Consider the following 11505-nt stretch of genomic DNA (forward strand, 5'->3'; position numbering starts at 1 on the left):
CTATGGCTACAATTCATGTCGATGGAAAATCGTATGAAGTCAACGGCTCGGAAAACTTGCTGCAAGCATGTTTGAGTCTTGGCATCGACATCCCATACTTTTGTTGGCATCCATCCTTAGGTTCTGTCGGTTCTTGCCGTCAATGTGCTGTGACTCAATACGCGAATCCAGAAGATACGCGTGGTCGTTTGGTCATGTCATGTATGACACCGGCTGCTGACAATACCTACATCTCGATTGAAGACAAAGAAGCGAAAGATTTCCGTGCTTCTGTTGTTGAATTCTTGATGACCAATCACCCGCACGACTGTCCAGTCTGTGAAGAGGGTGGTCACTGTCACCTGCAAGATATGACAGTAATGACTCAACACGACCGTCGTCGTTACCGTTTCACTAAACGTACGCACTACAACCAAGAACTTGGTTCGTTCATTGCGCACGAGATGAACCGTTGTATCGCATGTTACCGTTGTGTTCGTTATTACAAAGACTATGCGGGCGGTACGGATTTCGGTGTATATGCAAACGCTTCTCGCGTTTATTTCGGTCGTCCGGAATCAGGTACTTTGGAATCTGAATTCTCAGGTAACCTGACTGAAGTATGTCCGACTGGGGTATTCACCGATAAGACTCACTCAGAACGCTATAACCGTAAATGGGACATGCAGTACGCACCAAGCGTATGTCATGGCTGTTCTTCAGGTTGTAACATCTCTCCAGGTGAGCGTTATGGCGAGCTTCGTCGCGTTGAAAACCGTTTCAACGGTGAAGTTAACCAATACTTCCTGTGCGATAAAGGCCGTTTCGGTACCGGTTATGTAAACCGTAAAGACCGTCCTCGTCAGCCACAGTTCCGTACTGGTACAAATGTAGAAACAGTTTCTGTTGATACAGCACTGGATACCGTAATTGCGAAAATCCAGGGCAAAAAAGTTCTGGGGATCGGCTCTCCACGTGCATCACTTGAAGCTAACTTCGCACTACGTGAATTAGTTGGTCAAGACAACTACTCAACCGGTATGGCTCAAAAAGAGCAAAATCTGGTTGAACTGGCTGCATCGATCATGCAAACCGAGGGTGTTTATAACCCGAACATGCGTGAAATCGAAAGCTATGATGCAGTACTGATTCTGGGTGAAGACCTGACTCAAACTGCACCACGTATGGCTTTATCTGTTCGCCAAGCTGCGAAAAATAAAGGCAAGGAAATGGCTGCAGAGCGCCGTACCCAAGAATGGCTGGCTGAACCTGTACAACGTATTGCCCAAGATGCGAAATCTCCCATTTACATTCTGGCTGCAACACAAACACGTTTGTCTGACGTTGCAGAAGGCGAAGTAGTCGCTTCTCCGAATGACATCGCACGTTTAGGCTTCGCGATTGCTGCGGGCGTAAAAGGTGAAGTCATCACTGGTCTTGATGACGATGCGAAAGCATTTGCACAAACCATTGCAGATACGTTGAAAGCTGCGAAGAAACCACTGATCATCTCTGGTACAAGTCTACAAGACGCAACCATCATGGAAGCTGCTGCACAAGTAGCACAAAATCTGGGTAATGCGGGCTTGACCTTGACTGTTCCTGAAGTGAACTCAATGGGTCTGGCAATCTTCGGTGGTCAAAGCCTTGAGCAAGCATTTGCACAAGACTATGACACTGTCGTAATTGTAGAAAACGATCTATATCGTCGTTTACCAGCAGCTCAGGTTGATGCTGCGCTTGCAGGCAAACAAGTGATCGTATTAGATCACTCTGAAACTGCGACTGTGAAGAAAGCCAACATCGTATTGTCTGCTGCTTCATTTGCTGAAGGTGATGGTACTGTCGTTTCTCAAGAAGGCCGTGCACAACGTTTCTACCAAGTGTATGACCCTAACTACTACAACCCGGAACTGGCAATCAAAGAATCTTGGCGCTGGTTACACGCACTGGAAACAGGCGTACAAGGCAAAGCGATTTCTTGGACTGTACTGGATGATGTCATCGAGTCAGTAGCAAGTAACGTTCCTGCACTTGAAGGTATTCTGGATGTAGCACCAGATGCAGGCTTCCGTGTCCATGGTCTGAAAGTGGCACGTGAACCACGTCGTTATTCAGGTCGTACTTCGATGCGTGCGCCATTGTCTGTACATGAGCCGAAACAGCCTACTGATAAAGACACTGCATTAACATTCTCTATGGAAGGTTATGTCGGTGATGAGACTCCATCTTCACTGGTACCATTTGCTTGGTCTGCAGGCTGGAACTCTCCACAAGCCTGGAACAAATACCAGGATGAAGTGGGCGGTCACTTAAAAGGCGGTGATTCAGGCGTTCGTTTATTCGACCGTTTACCAAAACGTCCAGCGCGTAGCTTCGTTGCACCAGCACCTGTGCTTGTAAATGCTGAAAGCTTCCGTCTGGTACCAATGCATCACATCTTTGCATCTGGCGAGTTCACCATTAAAACTCCGGCAATGGAATCACGTATTCCTGACGCAGTATTTGCAGTGGGCGAACAGGATGCTACACGCTTGAACTTGCAAGACGGTCAGAAGATCACTGTGAAAGCAGGCGAGACTTCAATCGTGCTTCCTGTACAAGTGATTGAATACTTACCAACAGGTTATATTGGCTACCCAATTGGTCTTGCACCAACGGTATCTCTTGCAGAGCCTGTTTCAGTCGCGGTAGGAGCGTAATTCATGGAACAAGAATTAATCCGTCAAACGCCGCTGTGGGCTGAAAACTGGCCAATCGCCTATTCAGTACTTCAGGCGATCGTGATCTTACTGGTTGTAGTACTGATCGCTGCGTTGATGTCTTTTATTGAACGTCGTTTGCTTGGCTTGTGGCAAGACCGTTACGGTCCGAACCGTGTAGGTCCGGGCGGTATGTTCCAGATTGTTGCCGACATGCTGAAAATCATGTTCAAAGAAGACTGGACACCAAAATTTGCCGATAAATTGACTTTCCGTATGGCTCCAGCAGTTGCGATGGCAACTGCGGTGCTGTCGTTCATGGTTATTCCTGTATCACCTTACTTAGGTGTTGCAGACATGAGTATCGGTCTGTTGTTCTTCATGGCAATGGCAGGTATTGCGGTATATGCAGTACTATTTGGTGGTTGGTCTTCTAACAACAAATACGCATTGCTTGGTGGTCTACGTTCAGCAGCGCAAACCATTTCTTATGAAGTGTTCCTGGGTATTTCACTGATGGGTGTAGTGGCAATTGCCGGTTCATTCAACATGCGTGAAATCGTAGAAGCACAGAAAGATGTATGGTTTATCATTCCTCAGTTCTTAGGCTTCCTGATCTTCGTGGTTGCAGGCGTTGCGGTAACTCACCGTCACCCATTTGACCAACCAGAAGCAGAACAGGAACTGGCGGAAGGTTACCACGTAGAATATGGTGGTATGAAATGGGGTATGTTCTTCGTTGCGGAATACGTGAACGTTGTACTTATCTCTGCATTGATCGTAACCCTGTTCTTCGGTGGCTGGTTAGCACCATTTGGTCTTGATTTCCTTCCACCAGCATTCTGGTTCATTATTAAAACAGCATTCTTCGTAATGATGTTTGTATTGGCGCGTGGTTCTTTAATGCGTCCACGTTATGACCAGGTGATGAACTTTGGTTGGAAAATTTGCTTGCCATTGGCGTTGGTTAACCTTTTGGTGACTGGTGCTGTGATTCTGTTGAATCAGGCCTAAGACAGCAGGGAGAACAAAATGTTTAAATTTCTAGCTGGATTCGGGTCAATCGTTCGTACGTTGTTTATGGTATTTACCCATGCAACGCGCAAACGTGACACCATTTTATATCCGGAAGTGCCAGCCGAAGAAATCGTGCCACCACGTTTCCGTGGTCGTATCGTATTAACGCGTGACCCAGATGGCGAAGAGCGTTGTGTGGCATGTAACCTGTGTGCGGTTGCATGTCCGGTAGGCTGTATTTCACTCCAAAAAGCAGAACGTGAAGATGGTCGTTGGTATCCGGAATTTTTCCGTATCAACTTCTCTCGTTGTATTTTCTGCGGTATGTGTGAAGAAGCATGTCCTACGACTGCGATTCAAATGACACCAGATTTCGAATTAGGCGAATATGTTCGTCAAGACCTAGTCTACGAAAAAGAACACTTGCTGATTTCTGGTCCTGGTAAATATCCTGACTATAACTTCTACCGTGTAACCGGTATGGCAGTTGCTGGTAAGGACAAAGGTCAGGCACAGCGTGAAAGTGCACCTGTTGATGTACGGAGTCTATTACCATGATGTGGCCATTTTATTTAATGGCCCTTGTGGCCATCGTCTCTACGGTTCGTGTGGTGACTAACACGAATCCGGTACATGCTTTATTAAGCCTGATCGTTTCACTCCTTGCGGTAGCAGGGCTGTTCCTGATCGTGGGTGCACCGTTTGCGGGTGCGCTTGAAGTCATCGTTTATGCTGGCGCGATCATGGTGTTATTCGTGTTCGTGGTAATGATGCTGAACCTGGGCGAACAGACTGTTGCTCAGGAACGCAAATGGTTGACTTCATCGGCTTGGGCTTATCCGGCATTGATGAGCTTCCTGATTGGTCTGATCCTGGTTTGGGTACTTAAATCAGATTACGTGCAGCCTTCAATGGTCATGGGCACTGAAATGGTCGGTCCTAAAGCGGTAGGTCAATCACTCTTTACGCAATACTTATTGTTGGTAGAAGTTGCCGCGATGTTATTGCTTGCATCACTTGTTGCAGCATTCCATTTGGGTAAACGTGAACCAGGTGCAGAAGAGGAACAACAATAATGGGCAACATCCCTTTAGAGCATGGTTTGATCGTTGCATCCATTCTTTTTGCACTGGGTTTTTACGGTGTAATGGTGCGACGCAACCTGCTATTCATTTTAATGAGCCTTGAAATCATGATGAATGCTGCTGCTTTGGCGTTCGTCCTGGCGGGCAGTGCATGGGCACAGCCTGATGGTCAAATCATGTTTATCCTGATTCTGACCCTTGCTGCGGCAGAGGCATGTATCGGTCTTGCGATCGTCCTTCAGTTCTATCATCGCTTCCATCATCTGGATGTGGATGCTGCTAGTGAGATGCGCGGATGAGTTATTTATATCTAACAATTTTATTCCCGCTCATTGGCTTCGTCCTTTTAGCGGCAGGGCGTCACAAGCTTCCTGAAACAGTTGCAGCCATTATTGGTGTAGGGGCTGTGGGGTTATCAGCATTGTTCGCACTCATTGCGGGTATGGACTTTGTCAACAATGGTTCTACTGCAGTGGTGCAACCTCTTTGGACCTGGTTTAATGTCGGTGGTTTTGCACCGGGCATCAGCCTGCACCTGGACGGTTTGTCTCTGTTGATGCTGGGCATGGTGACAGGCGTTGGTTTCCTGATCCACATCTTTGCATCATGGTACATGCGCGGTGAACAAGACTTCGCACGTTTCTTCTCTTACTTCAACCTGTTCGTTGCAAGCATGTTATTGCTGGTACTGGGTGACAACCTGGCGTTGTTATTCCTGGGTTGGGAAGGTGTAGGTCTGTGTTCTTATCTGCTGATTGGTTATTACTACCAAAATCCTGCAAACGGTGTGGCAGCGATCAAGGCATTTACCGTTACTCGTATTGGTGACGTATTCCTGCTGATTGCCATGTTCTTGCTGTTCCAGCAATTCGGTACGCTGAATACTCAGTACATCGTTGAAAATGCTGCGACTGTGATGACTCAAAGCTCATCATTAACCATCTGGACTGCGTTAATGCTGTTCTTGGGTGCTGCTGGTAAATCTGCACAGATTCCACTGCAAACCTGGTTGGCAGATGCGATGGCAGGTCCGACTCCTGTTTCTGCATTGATCCACGCTGCAACAATGGTAACTGCAGGTGTTTACCTGTGCTGCCGTCTGTTCACAGTATTTGAACTTGCACCTGAAGTAATGATGTTCATCTCAATTACTGGTGCGGTGACATTGCTGGTGGCTGGTTTTGCTGCATTGGTACAAACAGACATCAAACGTATTCTGGCTTACTCAACTATGAGTCAGTTGGGCTATATGTTTATGGCTGTAGGTGCTGAAGCATACCAGGCGGGTCTGTTCCATATGCTGACTCACGCATTCTTCAAGGCATTATTATTCTTGTCTTCTGGTGCAGTGATTCTGGCTTACCACCACGAACAAAATATCTTCAAGATGGGCGGTCTGTTCTACAAGAACAAATTCCTGTTTGCATGTTTCGCCATTGGTGGCGGTGCATTGGCTGCAATTCCATTCATCACTGTGGGCTTCTTCTCAAAAGATGCAATCCTGGGTGCGGTTTGGGTACAAGGCCAATCAATCGCAGTTTACAGCACACTTTACTGGGTGGGTGTAATCGGTGCGTTCCTGACTTCGATCTATACATTCCGTCTGATCTGGGTGGTATTCTTCGGTAAAGAAAACACACCTTACCACGCAATCAGGGGTGTAACTTACTGGGGCCCATTGGCAATTCTTGCAGTACTTTCAACTTTCGTGGGTGCAGCATTGAAAGCACCTGTAGAAAGCATTTTAAATGCAGCTAAACTTCCTGCATTTGAAATTCCGGAAGCACTTGAACATGGCATGCATACTGCAGAATACACAGCAGTAGGTATTGCACTGGTTGGTCTTGCAATTGGCGTAGTGCTGTTTGCTTTTGCTTACAATGCTGTGAAATCTTTTGCGAAAACTTCTCTGGGTGCGGGCCTTACCAACATCTGCCGTAATGCACTTGGTTTCGACAAGCTGTATGACATCGTTTTTGTGAAGCCTTATTTGTTCTTCGCGAAACTGTTCGGTCGTGATCCGATTGATGGCTTCTGGCTAGTGCTGCCTGCACTGGTTAAAGGTGGTCATAGCTTTACCAGTTCACGTCAAACAGGTTCACTGCGTGAATATGCATCTAGTATGGGGCTCGGTGTCGTTGTCCTACTGATGATCTTGCTCGTGATTCAGGTAGTGGGGAAATAAAATGGAAGCTCCAAACAATATTATTTTGCCGGCTCTGATCCTCATTCCGTTCATTGCAGGTTTTATTTGCTGGTTGGTCGATAAACTCGACCAACACCTTCCGCGTTATATCGCGCTGATTGGTATGTTAGTGACGCTGGTCTTGACCATCGTCCTTTGGCAGTCGGGTACTTATAACTATGAACTTGGCGGTGCAGCTCCTACGTGGGCAGCCGAGTTCAAATTGCCTTGGATTCAAACCCTGGGCATTAACATTCACCTTGCGGTAGATGGTTTATCTTTACTGATGGTTGGCTTGACTGCACTCCTTGGTGTGCTGGCAGTAGGCTGTTCATGGGGTGAGATTCAGAAAAACGTGGGTTTCTTCCACTTGAACCTTTTATGGTCTCTGGGTGGTGTAATCGGCGTATTCCTGGCAATTGACCTGTTCCTGTTCTTCTTCTTCTGGGAGATGATGCTGGTGCCGATCTACTTCCTGATCGCACTTTGGGGTCATAAAGGGGCAGAAGGCAAGTCACGTGTATATGCTGCAACCAAGTTCTTCATCTACACACAGGTAGCTGGTTTAGTCATGCTGATTGGTATCCTCGGTCTGGTGACTGTAGGCTACACCATGACTGGTCAAATCCGTTTCGACTACAACTACCTGATGGGTGTAGCGAACATGCTGGATACACAAGCGCCAGCAGTTGCTTATGCATTCATGATCTGTTTATTCATCGGTTTTGCGGTAAAACTTCCAGTTTTCCCATTACACGGCTGGTTACCAGATGCGCATGCACAAGCACCGACAGCGGGTTCTGTTGACCTTGCAGGTATCTTGATTAAGACAGCTGCCTACGGTTTGATCCGTTTCGTAATTCCATTCTTCCCGGCGGCTTCTGCACAGTTTGCAGACATCGCGATCATTTTCGGTTTAATCGGTATCTTCTACGGTGCTTGGTGTGCTTTCCAGCAAACCGATATGAAACGTTTATTGGCGTATACATCTATTTCACACATGGGCTTCGTTTTACTTGCGATTTATGCAGGTAACATCCTGACTTTCCAAGGTCTGATGATCATGATGCTGGCTCACGGTCTGTCATCTGCGGCGCTGTTCATTATGTGTGGTCAGGTGTACGAACGTGTTCATACACGTGATATGCGTTTGATGGGTGGTATTCGTGGTCAGTTCCCATACCTTGCATTCTTCCTGATGTTCTTCATCGCGGCACTTGTCGGTATTCCAGGTCTAGGTAACTTCATTGGTGAGTTCCTGATCCTGATAGGTTCATTCGGTAAATTCCCTGCATTCACAATCCTCGCTGCAATCAGCCTGGTATTTGCGGGTCTGTACGGTTTGATTCTGATCCATAAAGCGTTGTTTGGTGTTCCAAACGAAGAGCAAAAACAGCACTACACAAATCCGTTAAAAGATTTAAATGCACGTGAAGTGGTAATTTTGCTGATCTGTGCATTTGGTCTGGCATGGCTTGGTCTATACCCACAAAGCTTCCTTGACGTTTCTAACTCAAGCATGGCGTGGTTAGCGAATAGCTACATTCCTGTGTCTGAAGCAGCTGATGCTGTGCAGCAAGCTGCCGTTTCAGCTGAAAATGTGGAGATCCAATAAGCCATGAACTTCACAATGTCTTTTTCTGAGCTTATGCCTCTAGCACCTGTGATGATCGTGTCATTGACTGCGATCGTCGTGATGTTGCTTACTGCAATTAAGCGTAACCATAACTTAGTTGCGACTACGACAGTCATTGGTCTAAACCTGGCGGCGTTGTACATTCTGTTCGTTCTGTTAGCGGGTCAATTTGCACCTGCCAATGTAATGAATCTGTTCCTCGTAGATCCGTTTACGATGCTGTATCAGTTTGTGATTATTGTGGCTGCACTGGCGTGCAGTACCTTGTCACATGCTTATATTGAAACCTATAAAGATAACCGTGAAGAACTATACATCCTGATGCTGACCTCCGTTGCCGGTGCGATGCTGATGGTGGCAAGTTCTCACTATGCATCTTTCTTCATTAGCCTTGAGCTCATGTCGATCCCTGTATATGGCTTATTGGCGTATACACATCAGCGTTCTCAATCGCTTGAAGCAGGTGTGAAATATCTGGTGCTTTCAGCAACTGCATCTGCAATGTTGTTGATGGGTATGGCATATGTTTATGCATATACAGGTTCTCTAAGCTTTGTCGCTGAACCAGGCAAACTGTTAACTGCATTCAGTCAACCTGCTGTAGTGATCGGTCTGGCACTGATCGTATTCGCTGTGGGCTTTAAACTGTCACTGGCTCCATTCCACAAATGGACACCAGACGTATATGCAGGTGCGCCAGCACCAGTTGCAACTTTCCTTGCAACTGTGTCTAAAGTGGCAATGCTGGGTCTGTTCGTACGTTATGTATTGTCTTCTGGCTTAATCCTGTCAGATAGCTTCGTAACTATCATCAGCGTGATTGCAGTACTTTCCATCATTGTAGGTAACTTGCTTGCAGTGAAACAGGTGAACTTGAAACGTATCTTGGCATACTCTTCAATTGCTCACTTCGGTTATGTACTGGTTGCGATCGTATCTGCACGTAATACTGACTTTTTACAGGTTCAAGGTTTCGCGACTTTTGAAAGTGTAAACGTCTATATCATCACGTATGTATTGACTACGATTGGTGCTTTCGGTGTGGTAACGCTGATGTCTAGTCCGTATAACAATACAGATGAAGCAGGTAGCCTGGCGGAGTACCGTGGTCTGTTCTGGCGCCGTCCAGTATTGACTGCTGTATTAACTGTGATGATGCTGTCTCTAGCAGGTATTCCATTAACAGCAGGCTTCATCGGTAAGTTCCTGGTAGTGAAAACTGCGGTAGCAGGTGAGTCTTGGTTCCTTGCTGCGATAGTCATCTTGGGTTCAGGTATTGGTCTGTACTACTACCTGCGTGTGATGGTTGTCATGTATATGACTCCACCAGAAACACCACGTCTTGATGCTGTAAATCACTGGGGACAAAAAGTCGGCGGTATCATGGTATTGCTTGTCGCATTACTGGTACTGGTGATCGGTGTTTATCCAGATCCGATCATGGCGCTGTCTCGCTATGCATTCTTCGCAATGTCGCCTGAATTACAACAGTTTATTTTCACTTTGGTTCAAAGTGGTTTTAACTAATTCAGCGCAAGTTTGAAGTTATTACAAAAAAGCCTCCACGATTGGGGGCTTTTTTAGTTAAACAAATCCGGAAAAGTCTTTATAATAGCGGAAATTTATCTTTAACCTTCTAGGTGTTCTCCCGTGGCAATCCATGAAATCCGTCATCCATTAATTCGACATAAACTCGGTTTACTGCGTCGTGCTGACATTAGTACCAAGAACTTCCGTGAGCTAGCTCAGGAAGTGACTATGCTTTTGACTTATGAAGCGACCAAGGATCTTCCTGTCGTTGAGCATGAGATTGACGGCTGGAACGGACCGGTAACTGTAGACCGTATTGCAGGTAAGAAAATTACTGTTGTGCCAATTCTACGTGCGGGCATTGGTATGCTGGATGGTTTCCTGAATCTGATTCCAAGTGCCAAAGTCTCTGTACTGGGTCTGGAACGTGATGAAGAAACCCTACAGGCACGTACTTACTATAAAAAACTGGTTCCAGACGTACAAAACCGTCTTGCGATGATCATTGATCCAATGCTGGCGACTGGTTCTTCTCTGGTTGCTGCGATTGACGTATTGAAAGCCAGCGGCTGTAAAGATATTCGTGTGATGGTATTGGTCGCAGCCCCTGAAGGCATTAAACGTGTTGAAGAAGCTCATCCAGATGTGGTGATTTTCACTGCGGCGATTGACCATGGCTTGAATGAAAATGGTTACATCGTTCCAGGTTTGGGCGATGCGGGTGACAAGATTTTTGGTTCAGTTCAAAAAGACTAATATTTTTGAAAATGAACAGAAAAGGGGCTTTTACAGCCTCTTTTTTATATACTGAATACTGACAGATACAGAGAAGGGGACGTTTATGACTTCCGAGCAATACCAAGGAAAAGTAAAACAGTACAATCCAGAAAAAGGATTTGGTTTTATTTCTTCACCTGAAGGTGAGGTATTTTTTCATATCTCGGATTTCCCCGCCGATTCAGGTGAACCGAAGCGCAATGACCGGGTAAAATTCAATGTGGTCCAGAATGGGGATCGCTATAAAGCCATTAAAATTGAACGTGTAGAAGATAAATCGAAGAAAGCCAAAAAAGCCAAAGCGGTAGCAGTCAATACTTCGATTACATCAGCACTATTGTCGAATTTAAAGCGTTAATATTTGCCTGAAAAATACATTTAAAAGGAGGCTTTAAAGCCTCTTTTTTATTTGATTTATAAGTTTATGTAAGTTATAGGAATCTTGTGTAATCTAAAGCTTATAGAATGTTGCGAAAACAATAAAATACCCACCAAAGCTCAACAATATCCTTTAATCCCTTCCATATAAACTACGCATCTGTTGAATGATCTAGGGACACATATCATGTTTACAGATGGAAGAATTAAAACCTA

At 45.8% G+C, this 11505-nt stretch carries 10 protein-coding genes; all 10 read left to right on the forward strand.

Annotation, left to right across the window (positions count from 1 at the left end; translation table 11 throughout):
- Window positions 1–2: 2 nt before the first annotated feature.
- The 10 genes from nuoG (at window position 3) to B4J23_RS03710 (ending at window position 11269) form a co-directional block, all read left to right on the forward strand.
- Window positions 3–2681, forward strand: coding sequence for an NADH-quinone oxidoreductase subunit NuoG (nuoG, locus tag B4J23_RS03665; RefSeq protein ID WP_291358782.1), 2679 nt, complete (start codon window positions 3–5; stop codon window positions 2679–2681).
- 3 nt (window positions 2682–2684) lie between these two features.
- Window positions 2685–3695, forward strand: a complete 1011-nt coding sequence (gene nuoH / locus B4J23_RS03670; RefSeq protein ID WP_004785081.1) for an NADH-quinone oxidoreductase subunit NuoH — start codon at window positions 2685–2687, stop codon at window positions 3693–3695.
- Window positions 3696–3713: 18 nt separating this feature from the next.
- Complete coding sequence (gene nuoI, locus B4J23_RS03675) at window positions 3714–4256, forward strand: NADH-quinone oxidoreductase subunit NuoI (RefSeq protein ID WP_004785079.1); 543 nt, start codon at window positions 3714–3716, stop codon at window positions 4254–4256.
- Window positions 4256–4774 (forward strand): NADH-quinone oxidoreductase subunit J, encoded by a 519-nt coding sequence (nuoJ, locus tag B4J23_RS03680; RefSeq protein ID WP_171056685.1) that lies wholly within the window; start codon window positions 4256–4258, stop codon window positions 4772–4774. The genes nuoI and nuoJ overlap by 1 nt, the downstream gene beginning before the upstream one ends.
- Entirely contained in the window at window positions 4774–5082 is a 309-nt protein-coding gene (nuoK, locus tag B4J23_RS03685) for an NADH-quinone oxidoreductase subunit NuoK (protein WP_004280769.1), read from the forward strand. Before nuoJ ends, nuoK begins: the two co-directional genes overlap by 1 nt.
- Window positions 5079–6968 carry an NADH-quinone oxidoreductase subunit L gene (gene nuoL / locus B4J23_RS03690; RefSeq protein ID WP_291358783.1) on the forward strand — a complete coding sequence of 630 codons (1890 nt, stop codon included), beginning with the start codon at window positions 5079–5081 and terminating at the stop codon, window positions 6966–6968. The genes nuoK and nuoL overlap by 4 nt, the downstream gene beginning before the upstream one ends.
- 1 nt (window position 6969) lies before the next feature.
- Window positions 6970–8583: an NADH-quinone oxidoreductase subunit M gene (nuoM, locus tag B4J23_RS03695; RefSeq protein WP_291358784.1), complete on the forward strand. Its 1614-nt coding sequence runs from the start codon at window positions 6970–6972 to the stop codon at window positions 8581–8583.
- A 3-nt stretch (window positions 8584–8586) separates the two neighbouring features.
- Entirely contained in the window at window positions 8587–10131 is a 1545-nt protein-coding gene (nuoN, locus tag B4J23_RS03700; protein ID WP_291358785.1) for an NADH-quinone oxidoreductase subunit NuoN, read from the forward strand.
- 123 nt (window positions 10132–10254) lie between these two features.
- Window positions 10255–10890 (forward strand): uracil phosphoribosyltransferase, encoded by a 636-nt coding sequence (upp, locus tag B4J23_RS03705; protein ID WP_004785068.1) that lies wholly within the window; start codon window positions 10255–10257, stop codon window positions 10888–10890.
- Window positions 10891–10975: 85 nt separating this feature from the next.
- Window positions 10976–11269, forward strand: coding sequence for a cold shock domain-containing protein (locus B4J23_RS03710; RefSeq protein WP_004785065.1), 294 nt, complete (start codon window positions 10976–10978; stop codon window positions 11267–11269).
- The last annotated feature ends 236 nt before the right edge of the window (window positions 11270–11505 follow it).

The sequence above is a fragment of the Acinetobacter sp. UBA3025 genome (genome assembly GCF_002367915.1).
Lineage (GTDB): Bacteria > Pseudomonadota > Gammaproteobacteria > Pseudomonadales > Moraxellaceae > Acinetobacter.